Source organism: Thalassospira xianhensis MCCC 1A02616 (genome assembly GCF_003326475.1).
In the GTDB taxonomy this organism is placed as follows: Bacteria; Pseudomonadota; Alphaproteobacteria; order Rhodospirillales; family Thalassospiraceae; genus Thalassospira; species Thalassospira xianhensis.
This window is the reverse complement of the sequence record NZ_JPWA01000054.1, coordinates 1-16,568: the sequence shown is the minus strand read 5'-3', so window position 1 is coordinate 16,568 and position 16,568 is coordinate 1. Positions and strand designations below refer to the sequence as shown.

The window sequence follows — 16,568 nt, the reverse complement described above, 5'->3', positions numbered from 1 at the left end:
GCGGCCCGCCACGGCGATAGGCCGCCGGTCCCGGATTGGCACCGGCACTGTCCGGCCCAACGCGGAAACGCGCGCCATCGAAATGCAGGATCGACCCGCCACCGGCCGCAACCGTATGGATTTTCATCATCGGGGCGCGCATGCGCACACCGGCAACCTGGGTTTCGAAATCGCGTTCATATTCGCCGTCATAATGCGAAACGTCTGTCGATGTGCCCCCCATGTCGAACCCGATGACCTGGCTGAAACCATCCATCTCCGCGGTCCGCACCATGCCGACAACACCGCCCGCCGGGCCCGACAGGATCGCGTCCTTGCCCTGGAACTTGGCGGCATCGGTCAACCCGCCATTGGACTGCATGAACATCAGCTTCACACCACCCAGTTCACCGGCAACCTGATCAACATATCGGCGCAGGATCGGCGACAGATAGGCATCAACAACCGTGGTATCGCCACGCGACACCAGTTTCATCAACGGGCTGACCTGATTGCTGACCGAAACCTGGGTAAAGCCGATCTCGCGTGCAATCTCGGCCGCCGCATTTTCGTGTGCGGTATAACGATAGCCATGCATGAACACGATGGCACATGCCCGGATCCCGTCATCAAACGCTGCCTGCAAATCCTTCCGCAGGTTTTCGCGATCAAGGGCGGTCAGTTCCTCGCCCTGCGCGTCAAAGCGGCCATCGGCCTCGATCACGCGCTCATACAGCATTTCCGGCAGTTTGATATTGCGATCAAACAGTTTTGGGCGGTTCTGATAGGCAATGCGCAGCGCATCGCGGAAACCGGTCGTGGTCACCAGAACCGTGCGATCCCCTTTACGTTCAAGCAGGGCATTGGTCGCAACCGTGGTGCCCATCTTGACGGCTTCGATCTTCTCGGCCGGGATTTTCTCGCCCGCCGGAACGTCCAGCAATTCGCGAATGCCCTGAATGGCGGCATCGGCATAACGTTCCGGGTTTTCCGACAGCAGCTTGTGCGTCAGAAGGCTGCCATCGGGCTTGCGGGCCACGATATCGGTAAAGGTACCGCCGCGGTCGATCCAGAACTGCCATTTCGGCTGTCCCGTGGTCTGGTCAGTGGTTTGCGAAGCGGGCGAATTTTGGGTGTGCGAAGCCATGATGCTTACTCCTTCAGCATCGTATTCAAACAAATCTTGCGAATGCGCCGACCGTTAAACGGCGCGGGTCAGCCGTTCATTTTCTGCGGAAGCCAGGTGGCGATTTCGGGGAAGACCGTAATCAGCAAAACCGCCAGCAAAAGCAGGAAGAAGAACGGCAGGGAAGCCAGCGCAATGGAAAACAGGTTTTTGCCCGTAAGCCCTTGCAGAACGAAAAGGTTGAAACCGACCGGCGGAGTGATCTGCGACATTTCGACCACCAGCACCACATAGATGCCAAACCACAAAAGATCGATCCCGGCGGCCTGCACCATCGGCAGGATCACCGATGTGGTCAGAACCACCACCGAAATCCCGTCAAGGAAGCAGCCCAGCACGATAAAGAACACCGTCAGCGCGGCCAGCAGCGCATAGGGCGAAAGGTTCATTTCCGCGATCCATGCCGCAAGTTCGCGCGGAATGCCGGTAAAGCCCATGGTCACGGTAAGCACCGCCGCCCCGGCAAGGATGAAACCGATCATGCACGATGTGCGCGTCGCCCCCATCAGGCCGTCAATAAAGCTTGCCCAGTTCAGCGACCCGCTGATGGCTGAGAGGATCAGCGCACCAACCACACCAAAGGCCGCGGCCTCCGTCGGGGTGGCAATCCCGCCATAGATCGACCCGATCACCGCAGCAATCAGCACAATCACCGGGATCAGGCGGCCAGACGCCCGGACTTTTTCAACAAAGCTGTAAACCGGCCCGGCAGGCGGCATCTTGTCCTTGTTTAGCGTCGCCCAGATCATGACAAAACCCATGAACAGGATGATCAGCATCGCACCGGGCAGGATGCCGGCAATAAACAGGCGCGCAATCGAAAGCTCGGCCGAAACGCCATACACGATCAGGATGATCGATGGCGGGATCAGAAGCCCAAGTGTCCCCGAACCGGCCAGCGTGCCAAGGATCAGCCTGTCGGCATAGCCCTGCTTGCGCAGTTCGGGGATCGACATCCGGCCAATGGTGGCCGCCGTCGCCGCCGACGAACCCGATACGGCGGCAAAAATCCCGCAGCCCAGAATATTGACATGCAGCAAGCGCCCCGGAAGCTTGTTCAGCCAAGGTGCCAGGCCGGTAAACATATCCTCGGACAGCCGCGACCGGAACAGGATTTCACCCATCCAGATAAACAGCGGCAGCGGTGCCAGTGACCAGCTTGCAAGCCCCGACCACGCGGTCGTCGCAATGATCGGCCCGGTCTGCGCGCTGGTAAAGAATTCAAGTCCGATGACGCCGACCGCAAATAACGACAATGCCACCCAAAGCCCCGCCCCAAGGAACAGGAACATGATCCCCATAAGGATCAGGCCGATTTCAAGTACACCCATGACCGTCCCCCTATTCCGTCAGTTCGCTGGTTTCACGCGTCGCAAAGCCGGGCTGCCGACCGCGCGCCACATCAAACAGTGCTTCAAGCATGGCGATGGTAAAAACAACCAGTCCGAACGCCATCGCGGCCTGCGGAATCCAAAGCGGAAAGGCCAGAACACCGGGCGACGTATCGCCATACGAAAAACTTTCTTCGGCCAGAACCGCCATCCAGTATGCGAAATACCCGCCTAGGAAACTGGCTAGCGCAAGCGTGATGGTTTCGATTACCCGGCGCAGACCACCCTTAAGATGGGACAACACGATCAGAACCCGGATGTGCGTACCCGCCCGAAGTGCCGGACCAAGGGCCAGGAACGTCCCCGCCGCAAGCGAGAAACCGGCAAGCTCGTTGGCATCATGCACGGCAATTCCGATAAACCGGCCCAGCGACGACGCCAGGATCAGCAAGGCGATGGCAACCAGAAAAACGGCTGCTAACCCCGCACTGAATTTGAACAAATAATCTAATGATCTGCGCACAGCAGTCCCCTTTCCGCCCGCGGGATTTCCCAGTGGTGGCTGACAAGGGCAAAGCCCCTTCGGACAGTCATATCATGAATTTCGGCGGGGCGTCCCGATCCGGGCATTTTCACCCGGATCGGAAAACGTGGTTTCGCGCTTACTTCTTGAAGGCGTCGATGATGGCAGCCCCGGTATCACCGGCTTCTGCCTGCCAATCGGCAACCATCTGTTCGCCAACCTTGGCAAGACCAGCTTTCAGCTCGTCGCTCGGTGCGGCAACATTCATGCCGTTATCGGCAAGAACCTTTTTCTGCGCATCGGTTTCGGCCATGCTCATTTCCCAGCCACGGGTTTCGGCTTTGGCGGCTGCGTCCATGACGGCTTTCTGAACTTCCGGCGACAGACCGTCGAACGACTTGGCATTGACGATCACCATGTTTTTCGGAAGCCATGCCTGAACGTCATAGAAGTTTTCGACAAAGTCCCATGCCTTGGAATTCGCACCGGTCGAAGGCGAAGTCATCATCGCTTCGACAATGCCGGTGGCAAAGGCGGTCGGGATTTCCGGAACCTCAACCTGGGTGCCAACCATGCCGGTCAGATCAGCCAGTTTCGAGGTCGCGGCGTTATAGGCACGGAATTTAAGACCTTTGAGGTCTTCAACCGTGTTGACCGGCTTTGCGGTATAAAGGCCCTGTGCCGGCCATGCGACCGCATAAAGAACCTTCAGGCCATCAGCCGCCAGCTTTTCCTCAACCGCCGGGCGCGATGCTTCCCAAAGCTTTTTGGCTTCGTCATAGCTGGTCGCAAGGAACGGGATCGCGTCAACGCCGTAAACCGGGTCTTCGTTCGCCAGAAGCGAAATCAGGGTTTCGCCGGCCGGAACCAGACCACGCTGCACCGAACGTTTGATGTCCGGGTGCTTGAACAGCGAACCACCGGAATGAACCGTGATTTCAAGTTCACCGCCGGTCGCTTCTTTCACGTCCTTGGCAAATTCGATGATGTTCTGGGTGTGGAATGTCGCATCCGGATACGGGGTCGCCATATCCCATTTTTCGGCTGCCATGGCAAAACCGGCCGACATGGTCATCGCGGCAACTGCAACGGTGGAAAGTGCCTTTTTAAGCATCAGTCAAGTCTCCCTGTGTGTGATGAGGCCGACATGCATTTTCGCGCGCATCTCGTGACTCCGAAGTAGCCTCCCAACAGAACGGTCACATTTTACTGATAAATTGTCAATGTTATTTCATGGCTGATATGCATAATGCGGGAAACTACGCAGGATATTTTATCGGCATTGCCCCACCCGAACGCCGATCAGAACGCCCCACCAATATGATATTCCTCGATTTATGGCCGTGTGCTAGTGTCCCGGCAAATAACAAACAGGGAGAAAGCCCGTGCATGATCTTTCGGGGAAATCGGTCTGGATCACCGGTGCCGGTAGCGGCATTGGCGAGGCCATTGCAAAATCGCTTGCCGCGGCGGGCGCGCAGGTCGCCCTGTCTGCACGGCGCGAAGAAGCCCTTCAGAAGGTGGCAAACGAAATCACCTCAGATGGCGGAAAGGTCGAAACCCACCCGCTTGATATCAGCAACAGCGATCAGGTCGCGGACGCCGCCCGCAACATTCAGGCGTCCTTGGGCAAAATCAATGTCCTGATCAATTGTGCCGGCATGAACAGCCCCAAACGGCATTGGCGCGATCTTGATATCGCCGACTGGCACCGCATCGTCGCGGTCAATCTCAATGGTGTCGCCAACACGGTTTGCGCGACCCTGCCGGTCATGCGCGCGCAAAAGGACGGGCTGATCATCAATATTGCGTCCTGGGCGGCAAAGCATGAATTCCCCGTCGCAGGCCCGGCCTATGTCGCATCCAAACGCGGCGTTGTCGACCTGTCGCACAGCATCAATCAGGAAGAAATGCACAACAATATCCGTTGCTGCTGCATAAGCCCCGGCGAAGTCGCCACCCCGATCCTTGATCAGCGCCCCGTCCCGATCAAAGAAGACGAACGCGCCCTGATGCTAAAGCCCGACGATCTGGCCGACATGGTCACCTATGTCGTCGCGGCCCCCGCGCGGATCTGCTTTAACGAAATCATCATGTCCCCGACCCATAACCGGACCCTTCTGCCCCAACCCTAAGGTCGGGACGCCCTAACGCAGACATGAAAAAGGCAGCCCCGATAACCATCGCGCTGCCTTTTGTCTGCTCTTCAGAAACTCTGGAAGTTAATCACATCGCACTCGCCGCACGCGATGCCTGATCATAAACGCCCGAAATCGCGCGCAGCGTCTTGGCCACATCGCCGACTTCCTCGTGATTGACACCCAGCCGCTGGAACGTCTCGATCAGGCAGGCCTCACGGACGTCACGGTATTTCTCGCACATTTCGCGGCCTTCCTTGGTCGTCGAATAATGCACTTCCTTGCCGCGCTTGATCCCGTCAACCAGACCCAGCTTGCGCAGTTTCTTAAGCGAGTAATTCACCAGATGGCTGTCTTCGACATTCAGAACGAAACACACCTCCGACAGGCTTTTTTCCCGTTCGCGTGAATTGACGTTATGCAGAACAAGGATATCAAGAACCGAAACATCGGGCATCCCGGCGGCGCGCATGCACCGCACCATCCAGCGGTTAAACGCATTACCCGACAGGATCAGGGCAAATTCAAGCTCGGAAAGCTCGGCAGCACGCTCTGATACAAGATGCGAGGATGATACAATACGTGGTTTGTCGGTGCGTGGTGTGTCGGTCATGCGGCGTTCCTGAAATCCCGGTGTTAACTTTCGCGATGCACTTTGCGGCATTCACTTATACGCTTTGTCGGGATTTTATCGCAAAAAAAGCAGCCTGGACAAGCCCAGGCTGCATATCATTACCGACATTTCGTTATCAAAGTGATCGCATCCGTTCCAGGAACCCGTCGATCTGGCCGCGCAAATGACCGCTTTGCGTGCCAAGATTATCGGCCGAACCATGCACGTCATTGGCAGCAACATTGGTTTCCGCCACCGCCGCCGATACGCCCTGCATGGCAGCTGATATTTCCTCGGTCCCGGCGGCGGCCTGTTCGACATTCTGCGAAATCTCGCTGGTCGCAACCGTCTGTTCCTCGACCGCGGCGGCAACCGCAGCAGCCCGTTCGCTGATATCGGAAATCATCCGAACGATTTCATCAATCGCCTCGACGGCCAATCCGGTCGCCTGCTGGATACCGGTGATCTGGCTGGTGATTTCATCGGTGGCCTTGGCCGTCTGATTGGCGAGGTTCTTGACCTCGCTCGCCACAACCGCAAACCCCTTGCCGGCATCGCCCGCACGGGCGGCCTCAATGGTGGCATTCAACGCCAGAAGGTTGGTCTGCCCGGCGATATCGCTGATCAGGCCGATCACTTCCCCGATCTTGAGCGCCGCATCATTCAGCCCCTGAATGTTTTCATTGGTATGGCGCGCACGTTCGGTTGCCGATTGCGCCATGTTCGATGTTTCGCTGACCTGCCCGGAAATTTCATTGATCGATGCCGCAAGTTCGGTTGCGGCCGTCGCCACAAGCTGCACGTTTGACGACGCCTCCTCGGTCCCCGATGACACCGCCATCGACTGGTTGGCCGCCGTATCGGCACTGCGCCGAAGAACGTTTGACACCTGATGAAGCTGTTCAACCGCGACGCCCACCTCGGCCATGACCGACACCACCGCCTGATCAAACTCGCGGATATACTGTTCCTGCGTTTCCATGCGTTTGCGTCGACGCTCGTCCGCCTCGCGCTGGGCGGCTTCCAACTTGACCCGCTCGATCCCGTTTTCCCGAAACACCAGAACCGCCCGCCCCATCGTGCCGATTTCATCCGCCCGATTGACTTCATTGATTTCGACATCAAAGTCGTTATCGGCAAGCCGCGTCATTTTGCCGGTCAATCCGGTAATCGCCCGCACGATCGCCTTCGACAGCAAGACGGACAGAACCAGCAACGCCAACGCCCCAACCACAAACATCACCACCGTCGTGATCAGGCTGCGGCGCGAAATCGCTTCGGCCTCGGCCTTCATGGCCGCCGAAATGGCGGTGATATCCACGCTTAGTTGCTGAAGAACCGGCTCGGCTTCAGCGTAATAATCGCTAAGCTTGGTCAATTCTTCCTCTCGCTTGAGGATCCCGTCGGCCAGCGCCTTGAAATCCGCCACATAGGATTTCATCAGATCGGCAATCTTCTGTTTCTCGGCGGCGGGAATGCTGTCTGCCGCCGCCAGTGCCGGGCCAAATTCCGCCAGACGGGCATCCATACGTTCGACATATCTCGGATCGATGCGTGCCAGAAAATCTTTCTCGTGACGGCGCATCATCAACATGATGATCGTCAGTTTGTCGGCCTCGTACTGCGCAAGGGCTTCTTCAACATTATGAACCGATCCGCGCAGGCGTCCCAAAAGTCCGCTTTCCTCGTTCAGCCCGATTTCGCGTTGCAGATTGGCAATCGTCTGGAATTCGGCGGCATAATTGTCAAACGACGTCTCGATCATCGAAATTTCGGCATCAAACCGCGCAAGCGCCGGGTCGTCGGCCAAGGACTTCAAACCGCTTTGAACGGTGGCAACGGTTTCGGCATGGGCGGCAACGTATTTTTCGTCAAGCCGCAACAGAAAATCCTTCTCGCGCCGTCGTGCATTCAGAAATTCGCGGGCAATCTCGTCAACGATCAACCGATCCTCAAGCGCCTGTTCCGCCTGCGCTTCGGCACTTTGTCGCTGATTGTCGGCCACAAACAGAACAACCGCAACGATGGCAAAGATCGATAATGCTGCCACCCCGATCAACGAGATTTGATAAATCAGCTTCATACGCGATAAGAAATTCATGTCATTTTCCCCGACAAGAGCAGCCAGAAGGCACAATCCACCCTTAAAAAGGTATGGAACTTGTTCGAACGGTGGGGCTTGTGGGCGAAACCGGCATCTTGTGCGTTTCTGGTCTGGCCCAAACCTGTTAGTTGGGTGCCCGCCCCCAGGTTTACAGGGGCTGAACGCAATCTTTTTTGTTTTCAAACACCTGCCCGGAACAAACAAACCGGAAAAACAAAAGGCAGCCCGGTTTCCCGAACTGCCTTCTGACGCTTCACATGGCTGCCGGTTAAAGCGACCGCATCCGTTGAAGGAAGGTATCGATCTGGCGGCGCAATCCGCCGCTTTGATCGCCCAGATTTTCGGCTGATCCCCGTACATCGCCTGCCGCCGCATTGGTATCGGATACCGCACTTGAAACGCCCTGCATGGCGGCTGAAATCTCGCCGGTTGCCGCTGCCGCCTGTTCGACATTCTGCGATATTTCGCTGGTTGCAACCGTTTGCTGCTCAACGGCTGCGGCCACCGCCGATGCCCGTTCGCTGATATCGGTGATCATGCGAACGATTTCATCAATCGCATCAACGGCCGAACGCGTTGCCTGCTGAATGCCGTTGATCTGGGCCGAAATATCTTCGGTCGCCTTGGCGGTCTGATTGGCAAGGTTCTTGACCTCGCTGGCAACCACGGCAAACCCCTTGCCCGCATCGCCTGCGCGCGCCGCCTCAATGGTCGCGTTCAGCGCCAGAAGGTTGGTCTGCCCGGCAATATCATTGATCAGCCCGATCACCTCGCCGATCCGAAGCGCCGCATCATTCAGGCCCTGGATTTCCTCGTTCGTGCTTTGCGCCTGTTCACTGGCCGATTGCGCCATGCTCGATGTTTCCGTCACCTGACTGGCGATTTCATGGATCGATGCCGAAAGCTCGGTGGCCGCCGTCGCGACAAGCTGCACATTTGACGATGCTTCCTCGGTCCCGGCCGAAACCGCACTGGATTGTTCGGTTGCGGTATTGGCACTGTTGCGAAGGACCTCGGACACCGCATGCAATTGTTCAACCGCGCTGCCAACCGCCCCCATCATCGTGACGACTTCGGTATCAAATTCGCGGATATAGCTTTCCTGCGTTTCAAACCGTTTTCTCTGGGCTTCCTCGGCGGCGCGCTGATCGGCTTCCAGTTTCTGGCGTTCCACCCCGTTTTCACGAAACACCAGAACCGCACGTGCCATTTCGCCAATTTCATCCTTGCGATCAACCTCGCCCAGATCGACATCAAAATCGTTCCTGGCAAGCCGCGTCATTTTGCCGGTCAATCCGGCAATTGCCCGCACAATCGCACGCGACAGGATGATCGAAAACACCACCAGCAACACCGCACCAACCACAAAAATCCCAATGGTCATCATCAGGGTGGCTTGCGCGATCTGTTCGGTTTCTTTCTGAATGCGTTGCAGGTTGGTGCCGATATCCGCACCTAGCTGTTCCAGAAGCGGTTCGGCATTGCTGTAATAGGTGCTCAGTTCATCCAAAGCTTCGGCACGCAGCAGCATGGTCGCCGACAGGGTTTTGAAATCCTCGACATAGGATTTCATCAGATCGCCAATCGATGCCTTCTTGTCATCCTTGATACTGGTCGCGGCACTTAATGCCTTCAGAAACTCGGCCAGCCGGTTATCCATCTGCGCAATGATCCCGGCATCGGGATAGGCCAGAAAATCCTTTTCAAGGCCGCGCATCATCAACATGATCATCGACATGTCCTTGGTCTGGCTCAGACCCAGCATCGCCTCGAATTTTGCAACTTCGGCCAGCGCATTTTCAATATTCTGTGCTGCCGCATGCAGGCGCCCCAAAAGCCCGCTTTGACCATCAAGCCCGATCTCGCGTTGCAGGGCGACGACCTTCTCGAACGCGCCTGCATAATTGTTGAACTCGGTCGTGATCAGGTCGATATTTTCGCGAAATTCCGCCAATTGCGGATCATTGCCCAGAACTTCCAGACCGCTTCGGACCGCCGCAACCGTCTCGCCGTGGGCGGTGACAAATCCCTCATCAAGGCGCAGCAGGAAATCCTTCTCGCGGCGCCTGGCATTCAGGAATTCGCGCGATACGCGGTCAACAAGGATCTGATCGGAAATGGCGTTTTCGGCTTCCTGTTCTGCCGACTTTCTATGCTGATCGCTGACAAATAAAACCCCGGCAACAAAAACGAAAATCGCCAGTGCCACCAGTCCAACCAGCGATATCTGATAGACCAGTTTCATCCTCGATAGAAATTTCATCTTTCCCCCCATTCATTATTTTTCTCTCCCTAATTCAACTCTGGGGTAAATATTGTTACGAAAAACGTAATATTCCAGATAAATGTCCTAAAATCCCTGTTTCATAGACTTAAGGACTAGTATCGTCCGTACTCTGTACTATCTATTGCGCTTTGCCTGTCGGCACTCTGCCGTTTTGGCGCCGGATTGATGTCCTTTTCGCAACCAAGAGCCTGATCAAAAAGCATGAGCATCTGGGGTAAAATCATTGGCGGTACTGCGGGCTTTGCCCTTGGCGGTCCGCTTGGCGCCATTCTGGGGGCGGCGGCCGGTCATGTCGTCGACAGGATCAAACACAATATCCGGACCGCCCGCATTGGCGGCTATACCGGCACCGCACAGGGCAGTTTCCCCGGCGGGCAGGATGCGCGTCAGGTCGCCTTTGCCACCGCCGTTGTCGTATTGTCGGCCAAGATGGCCAAGGTCGATGGCGTGGTGTCGCGCGATGAAATCAACGCCTTCAAGCGCGTGTTTCATATCCCTCCGGGCGAGGAAAAGAATGTCGGCCGCCTGTTTGACATGGCGCGCAAGTCATCGGACGGTTTTGAACCCTATGCGCAGCAGATCGCCCTTCTGTTCCGCGGCGAACGTGCACTGCTCGAAGGCATCCTCGAAGCGCTCTATCAGATCGCGATGGCCGATGGTGCCCTGCATCCGGCCGAAGAACAGTTCCTGCACAAGGTCGCAACCATCTTTGGTTTTGCCGATGTTGATTTTGATCGCGTGCATCACGCCTATACCCGCCCCGGCGGGGCTGACTCCTATGAACAGCTTGGGCTGGGGCGCGATGCCAGCGACGATGACCTCAAGGCCGCCCATCGCAAACTGTCGCGCGAAAACCATCCCGATACCCTGATCGCCAAGGGCATGCCGCCCGAATTCATCGAACAGGCAAACGACAAGATGGCCCGTATCAATGCCGCATGGGATCAGATCCGCAAGGAACGCGGCATTCGCTAGTTTGCCACGCACGTCTGCCCTGCATGCAATGATTTCCCTTGCAAGATGCCGCGATTTGCGGTTTGCAGGGGGCACATTTTTGTGATCTCAAGCTTATCGGTTTTTCCATGGCGCCACCGCTGATCAATATTAACGATATCCGTCTGACCTTTGGCGGCAACGATCTGTTTTCCGATGTCTCCTTTGCCATCGGCGAACGGGATCGCCTGTGCCTTGTCGGGCGCAATGGCGGCGGGAAATCGACCCTGCTGAAAATCATTGCCGGCGAAATCGAGGCCGATGGCGGCGAACGTTTCGTTCAACCGGGCTGCAAGGTCGCCTATCTCAATCAGGAACCGAAATTCGATGGTTTCGCCACGGTCGAGGATTACGTCCTCTCGGCTCTCGACGAACACGAAATCGATTACGCCTATCGCGTCTATATGCTGCTGGACTCGGTCAATATCGATCCGCAGGCCGACCCGACCAAACTCTCGGGCGGTGAAGGCCGCCGCGCGGCAATTGCGCGCGCCCTGATCGCCGACCCGCAGGTCCTTCTGCTGGACGAGCCGACCAACCATCTTGACCTGCCAACCATCGAATGGCTCGAGGGCGAGATCAAAAACTTCCGCGGGGCGGTTGTCGCCATCTCGCACGACCGCGCCTTCCTGAACGCGATTTCAACCGGCATTCTGTGGCTTGATCGCGGTGTCATGCACCGCACCGATCAGAACTTCGCGAAATTCGAAGAATGGTCCGAGGAAATCTTCCGCAAGGAGGCCGAGGAACGCGCCAAGCTTGATAAACTGATCGCCCAGGAAACCGTCTGGTCCGTACAGGGCATCTCGGCACGGCGCAAACGCAACCAGGGCCGTCTGCGCCGCCTTTATGATATGCGCGAAACCAGATCGCAGCAGATCGAACGCATCGGCAATGTATCACTCGCCGCCGACGCCGGCAGCACCTCGGGCAAGGTCGTGATTGAGGCCACCGACATCACCAAATCCTTTGGCGACCGCACGATCCTGACCGGTTTCTCGACCCGCATCCTGCGCGGCGACAAGGTCGGCATCATCGGCCCGAACGGGGCGGGCAAGACAACCCTACTTAAAATGCTGACCGGGCAGCTTGAACCCGATAGCGGCACGATCAAGATCGGCACCAACCTGAATGCCAGCTATTTCGATCAGAAACGCGCCGCCCTTGATGACACCATGACCCTGTGGGATACGCTGTGCGATATCGGCGGCGATCAGGTCATGGTGCGCGGCAATCCGCGCCATGTCGTAAGCTATCTGCGCGATTTCCTGTTTGATGAAAAACAGGCAAGAAGCCCCGTTGGCGCGCTGTCGGGTGGTGAACGTAACCGTTTGCTTCTTGCCAAACAGCTTGCCAAACCAACCAACCTTCTGATCATGGACGAACCGACCAACGATCTCGATATGGATACGCTCGATCTGTTGCAGGAAATGCTGGCCGATTACGAAGGCACGCTGCTTCTCGTCAGCCATGATCGTGATTTTCTGGATCGTGTCGTGACCTCGTCCATCGTGATGGAAGGCAACGGCATCGCCACCGAATATCCCGGCGGCTATTCCGATTACATCGCGCAACGCAAACTGTCCTCGGCCCCCGCCGTGGCCGAGGAAAAGCTTGGCAGCACATCGGGCAAGGGCGGCAAAAAATCCGCCCCCGCCCCGGCGGCAAAGCCCAAGCCGACCGGCAAAATGAGCTACAAGGACCAGCGCGAATACGACAATCTGCCCGGCCAGATCGCCAAGCTCGAGGCCGAGATTGCCGAAATCGAAGCCGCCCTGTCCGATGGCAGCCTGTTCACCAAGGACCCGAACGCCTTCCAGAAAAAGGTCGACCGCATGGCCGCCGCCCGGGCAGAGCTCGAAGCAGGCGAAGAACGCTGGCTCGAACTCGAAATGCTCCGCGAGGAACTCGGGCTGTCATAAGCCCGGGACCGCCGCCAAAGGCAGGCTCGCATCCCTTGCACCCTTTGGGTTCAAACCGTAATCTTCTGATCGAACATTGCGGGGAATAGCCATGCGCGGCACGGTAAAACAGGATGCAATCGACGCGATTTCCAGACTACCCGATGATGCCAGTATGAATGACATCATGTACCGGCTTTACGTGCTGGAAAATATCCGCCGAGGGCAGGATGACATCACATCGGGCAAATACCATGACATGGACACGGTAAGGGCCAAGCTTAACTCTTGGTAACCAATGCTTTACGGCACTATTCGGATCGGTCACAATTTACCCGACAACTGAAAACAATTCACTTGTCGGGTTTCCCTTTCCATCCGATGAAGGGGCATACCGATAAACCCGCAAACGCGCCACCAGCGCCAATGCGCCACTGCCGAAAGCCCGTGCCATGCCCCTCAAAGCCGTTCTGATGGCCCTGTCCGTTGCCGTGATCTGGGGCGTCAATATGCTGACCGTCAAAGGCGCGGTCGGCGAAATCCCGCCCCTGATGCTGACCGCGATCCGCTTTGGGGCGGTTGCCGTTCTGCTGCTGCCCTTCACCAAAATGCCATCCGGCCGCTTTGGCCGTCTCGCCATTCTGTCGGTCGTCTTTGGCACCGGCCATTTCGGGGTGCTGTTCTTTGCACTGTCGATGCTTGATGCCGGGCCGGTGGCGATCATCATTCTGCTTGGCGTGCCGTTTTCCTCGATGCTGGCGACCTATTTCTTCAATGACCGCCTAGGCTGGAAACGGCTTTCGGGCATGACCCTGGCCTTTGCCGGGGTCATGATCATGTTCTGGGACCCGACCATGACCGACCTGCAATTGCCCCTGTTGCTGGTGGTGTTTGCCGCCTTCATGTGGGCGGTTGCCAATGTCATGATCAAGAAACTCGGCAATATCGATACTTTCCAGCTTAACGGCTGGATGGCGCTGATGGCCGCCCCGCAATTGCTGATCCTCTCGCTTGTGCTGGAACCCACGGCTGTTGATGCAATCTTTGATGCAAGCTGGGTCGCATGGGCCAACACGACGTTCACCGTCGTGATGTCGTCCATCGTGGCCTATGGCTTCTGGTATCATTTGCTGAAAACGCAGGATGTGAATGTGGTGGTGCCGTGGTCATTGCTCGCCCCGGTCATCAGTGTCGCCGGATCGTTCATTGTCTTTAACGAACCGATCAGCACCCTTAAAATCATCGGCGGCCTGACGGTTCTGGCCGGTGTTGGCGTGATCATGCTGCGCAAACCGCCGCAGCAACAGGAACAGGGAATGGACTGACCCGCAATGCCCACAATGTCTGCCGGAAACAAGAACCTCAAGGACTGCATCATCGCCCACCCCTCGCCCAATTGCGGCGACCGGCCCGGTGATGCCAAGGGGGACCGCAAGGTCGATATCCTCGTCCTGCATTATACCGGCATGCAAAGCGGTAAGGCCGCGCTGGATCGTCTGTGCGATCCGGCGGCCTCCGTCTCAAGCCACTATCTGGTCGAGGAAGACGGCACCATTTTCCAATTGGTCGACGAGGATAAACGCGCCTGGCATGCCGGGCGCGGTCAGTGGCAGGAATGCGATGATGTGAATTCCAATTCCATCGGCATCGAAATCGTCAATCCGGGTCATGAATTTGGCTATCGAGCCTTTCCCGATCTCCAGATCGATGCGGTCATCGCGCTATGTCGCGATATCCTGACCCGTCATGATATCAGGCCTGATCGCATCATCGCCCATTCCGACATGGCCCCGGACCGCAAGGAAGACCCGGGCGAGCTTTTCCCGTGGGATCGGCTTGCCGCCAATGACATCGGATTATGGGCGAGCGCGGAACCAACGAAGGATGGTGACGCCTGCACCGAAACCGAATTTGACGCAATGCTGGATCGGCTGGGATACGGGCCAAACGATGCGCTTAAACGCCGCATCGCCTTTCAGCGCCACTGGCGGCCGTCCGATATTTCGGGAAAGCTCGATGGTGAATGCACCGCGATCTTGCGCGCCCTTCTTGCCAAAGCCGGGCGATAGGTCGTCCGTCTACTGGGCAATCAGCCCGCCCGGATTGGCAATCGGCACGTCCGACAATCCGACATAGCGCGCAAAGCCGACCCGGCTGAAACCAAGATGCCGACGATAGATATCATCCACCACCCCGTTCACCAGTCCATGCGCCATTTCCCGGTCAAAATCATTGATGACCGATGCCAGTTCGGGCCGAAGGCTCATATACCGCTTGGCCGTCTCGACCGCCGGACGCAATACCTTGAACTCCATCAGGCTTTTCTGATCCCCGCCACTGAACCGCAGGCAGGCAAGATCGGTAAACAGCACATCGACATAATGCCGTTTCAGCATCTCGTAACCCTTGGCATATTCGGCGACTTCCACCGGATGCATGGTGTCATTGGCAAGGATTTCCTCGGGATAAGGCTGCCCGATGACTTTAAGCCAGTTGGTGTTATCAAGGCTTTCCGGCCCGTCATAGATCGCAACCGTAAAGCTTGACCGCACAATCGCCACCGTCACCCGGCTGACAAGGGACTCGGCCGATGTCACAAGCCCGGTTTGATCCGCCATCGACAGATCATCCAGCAGCAAACCATCCACCGCCCCATAGCGGATTGAAAAATGGCAGCGTGCAAGCGGCATCTGCACAAACGTCACCGAATGCCCGGCATCTTCCAGAAAACGGGTCGCCATATCCACCGCAAGCCCGCGGGCAACGCCCTGATCGTCATAGGCATAGGGCGTCCATTCGTCATAGCACAGGCGCACGTCTTTTGCCTGTGCGACCAACGGCACAGCACAAAAGATCAATATCGCGCTTAAAACCCGAAGCGCCGCACCCATGGCCAATCCTTCAAATGAAAATCCGGCATCATCCATATGAAACCGGAAACAGGACATACCCCCTTACGAGGGATATGGCAAACCCGCAGTTTTCCGGGCTTCCATGCATTTTTCACATGGTTAAAATAACGATCGTATAAGCCCCTGTAGGCACTGCTTTTTCTTGACGACGGGGTCAATGTCACCTACATCACGCCCACCAGATGGCCGGATGGCCGCCCCTGTTCTTCGGAACGGGGGAGGAAAGTCCGGGCTCCATGGAAATACGGTGCCAGTTAACGGCTGGCGGGGGCGACCCTAGGGAAAGTGCCACAGAAAGCAAACCACCTGATCGCGCAAGCCATCAGGAAAGGGTGAAAGGGTGCGGTAAGAGCGCACCGGTCCTTCAGCAATGCGGGACGCATGGTAAACCCCACCGGGAGCAAAACCTAATAGGAATGGTCGGCCGGATGCTTCGGCATTGTCGGCAGGCGGGTTTCCGCGCCACCATTCGGGTTGGTTGCAGGAGGCGTCCGGCGACGGGCGTCCCAGATGAATGGCCATCCAGTGCGGTTCGCCGCATGGACAGAACCCGGCTTACAGGCCATCTGGTTATTTCTTTTCTGATGCCGATAAAAAATCC

General features: G+C 57.1%; 14 protein-coding genes and 1 other RNA gene. 7 read left to right on the top strand and 8 right to left on the bottom strand.

From position 1 onward, the window contains the following. The 4 genes from TH5_RS23960 to TH5_RS23945 all read right to left on the bottom strand — a co-directional run. Positions 1 to 1,126, bottom strand: a 1,126-nt coding sequence (locus tag TH5_RS23960; protein WP_279627786.1) for a hydantoinase/oxoprolinase family protein, incomplete at its 3' end; no start/stop codon positions are given. A 68-nt stretch (positions 1,127 to 1,194) separates the two neighbouring features. Beyond that, entirely contained in the window at positions 1,195 to 2,496 is a 1,302-nt protein-coding gene (locus TH5_RS23955) for a TRAP transporter large permease (RefSeq protein ID WP_114123981.1), read from the bottom strand. A 10-nt stretch (positions 2,497 to 2,506) separates the two neighbouring features. Then, the gene (locus TH5_RS23950) at positions 2,507 to 3,019 is read right to left on the bottom strand and encodes a TRAP transporter small permease (RefSeq protein WP_114123980.1); all 513 of its coding nucleotides are present in this window, start codon (positions 3,017 to 3,019) and stop codon (positions 2,507 to 2,509) included. A gap of 139 nt (positions 3,020 to 3,158) precedes the next feature. Further along, positions 3,159 to 4,133, bottom strand: a complete 975-nt coding sequence (locus TH5_RS23945; RefSeq protein ID WP_062958461.1) for a TRAP transporter substrate-binding protein — start codon at positions 4,131 to 4,133, stop codon at positions 3,159 to 3,161. 271 nt (positions 4,134 to 4,404) lie between these two features. On the opposite strand from TH5_RS23945, the gene TH5_RS23940 reads away from it, so the two are divergent. Then, positions 4,405 to 5,154, top strand: coding sequence for an SDR family oxidoreductase (locus TH5_RS23940; RefSeq protein ID WP_114123979.1), 750 nt, complete (start codon positions 4,405 to 4,407; stop codon positions 5,152 to 5,154). Between the two features lie 91 nt (positions 5,155 to 5,245). Here the strand turns inward: TH5_RS23940 and TH5_RS23935 are convergent, their stop codons facing one another. From TH5_RS23935 to TH5_RS23925, 3 genes are all read right to left on the bottom strand, one after another. After that, positions 5,246 to 5,770 (bottom strand): winged helix DNA-binding protein, encoded by a 525-nt coding sequence (locus TH5_RS23935; RefSeq protein ID WP_114123984.1) that lies wholly within the window; start codon positions 5,768 to 5,770, stop codon positions 5,246 to 5,248. A 136-nt stretch (positions 5,771 to 5,906) separates the two neighbouring features. Then, complete coding sequence (locus tag TH5_RS23930; protein WP_114123983.1) at positions 5,907 to 7,871, bottom strand: methyl-accepting chemotaxis protein; 1,965 nt, start codon at positions 7,869 to 7,871, stop codon at positions 5,907 to 5,909. A 271-nt stretch (positions 7,872 to 8,142) separates the two neighbouring features. Next, positions 8,143 to 10,137: a methyl-accepting chemotaxis protein gene (locus TH5_RS23925; protein WP_114123978.1), complete on the bottom strand. Its 1,995-nt coding sequence runs from the start codon at positions 10,135 to 10,137 to the stop codon at positions 8,143 to 8,145. Positions 10,138 to 10,362: 225 nt separating this feature from the next. Between TH5_RS23925 and TH5_RS23920 the strand changes: the two genes are divergently transcribed. The 5 genes from TH5_RS23920 (at position 10,363) to TH5_RS23900 (ending at position 15,124) form a co-directional block, all read left to right on the top strand. After that, positions 10,363 to 11,136 carry a TerB family tellurite resistance protein gene (locus tag TH5_RS23920; RefSeq protein WP_114123977.1) on the top strand — a complete coding sequence of 258 codons (774 nt, stop codon included), beginning with the start codon at positions 10,363 to 10,365 and terminating at the stop codon, positions 11,134 to 11,136. A 107-nt stretch (positions 11,137 to 11,243) separates the two neighbouring features. Further along, positions 11,244 to 13,076 (top strand): ATP-binding cassette domain-containing protein, encoded by a 1,833-nt coding sequence (locus TH5_RS23915; protein WP_114123982.1) that lies wholly within the window; start codon positions 11,244 to 11,246, stop codon positions 13,074 to 13,076. A gap of 91 nt (positions 13,077 to 13,167) precedes the next feature. Next, positions 13,168 to 13,350, top strand: coding sequence for a hypothetical protein (locus TH5_RS23910; RefSeq protein ID WP_114123976.1), 183 nt, complete (start codon positions 13,168 to 13,170; stop codon positions 13,348 to 13,350). A gap of 157 nt (positions 13,351 to 13,507) precedes the next feature. Next, positions 13,508 to 14,380 (top strand): DMT family transporter, encoded by an 873-nt coding sequence (locus TH5_RS23905; protein WP_062958465.1) that lies wholly within the window; start codon positions 13,508 to 13,510, stop codon positions 14,378 to 14,380. A 15-nt stretch (positions 14,381 to 14,395) separates the two neighbouring features. Continuing rightward, the gene (locus TH5_RS23900) at positions 14,396 to 15,124 is read left to right on the top strand and encodes an N-acetylmuramoyl-L-alanine amidase (RefSeq protein WP_114123975.1); all 729 of its coding nucleotides are present in this window, start codon (positions 14,396 to 14,398) and stop codon (positions 15,122 to 15,124) included. Between the two features lie 9 nt (positions 15,125 to 15,133). On the opposite strand, the gene TH5_RS23895 is transcribed toward TH5_RS23900, so the two are convergent. Beyond that, complete coding sequence (locus tag TH5_RS23895) at positions 15,134 to 15,946, bottom strand: type 2 periplasmic-binding domain-containing protein (RefSeq protein ID WP_147250175.1); 813 nt, start codon at positions 15,944 to 15,946, stop codon at positions 15,134 to 15,136. Between the two features lie 199 nt (positions 15,947 to 16,145). On the opposite strand from TH5_RS23895, the gene rnpB reads away from it, so the two are divergent. Further along, positions 16,146 to 16,541, top strand: an RNA gene (rnpB, locus tag TH5_RS23890) — RNase P RNA component class A. The last annotated feature ends 27 nt before the right edge of the window (positions 16,542 to 16,568 follow it).

What these genes read in the sequence shown, in the direction of transcription:
- TH5_RS23955 (WP_114123981.1), bottom strand. Translation starts at nt 2,496, where the DNA reads ATGGGTGTACTTGAAATCGGCCTGATCCTTATGGGGATCATGTTCCTG.
- TH5_RS23945 (WP_062958461.1), bottom strand. Translation starts at nt 4,133, where the DNA reads ATGCTTAAAAAGGCACTTTCCACCGTTGCAGTTGCCGCGATGACCATG.
- TH5_RS23935 (WP_114123984.1), bottom strand. Translation starts at nt 5,770, where the DNA reads ATGACCGACACACCACGCACCGACAAACCACGTATTGTATCATCCTCG.
- TH5_RS23930 (WP_114123983.1), bottom strand. Translation starts at nt 7,871, where the DNA reads ATGAATTTCTTATCGCGTATGAAGCTGATTTATCAAATCTCGTTGATC.
- TH5_RS23925 (WP_114123978.1), bottom strand. Translation starts at nt 10,137, where the DNA reads ATGAAATTTCTATCGAGGATGAAACTGGTCTATCAGATATCGCTGGTT.
- TH5_RS23920 (WP_114123977.1), top strand. Translation starts at nt 10,363, where the DNA reads ATGAGCATCTGGGGTAAAATCATTGGCGGTACTGCGGGCTTTGCCCTT.
- TH5_RS23915 (WP_114123982.1), top strand. Translation starts at nt 11,244, where the DNA reads ATGGCGCCACCGCTGATCAATATTAACGATATCCGTCTGACCTTTGGC.
- TH5_RS23910 (WP_114123976.1), top strand. Translation starts at nt 13,168, where the DNA reads ATGCGCGGCACGGTAAAACAGGATGCAATCGACGCGATTTCCAGACTA.
- TH5_RS23905 (WP_062958465.1), top strand. Translation starts at nt 13,508, where the DNA reads ATGCCCCTCAAAGCCGTTCTGATGGCCCTGTCCGTTGCCGTGATCTGG.
- TH5_RS23900 (WP_114123975.1), top strand. Translation starts at nt 14,396, where the DNA reads ATGTCTGCCGGAAACAAGAACCTCAAGGACTGCATCATCGCCCACCCC.
- TH5_RS23895 (WP_147250175.1), bottom strand. Translation starts at nt 15,946, where the DNA reads ATGGGTGCGGCGCTTCGGGTTTTAAGCGCGATATTGATCTTTTGTGCT.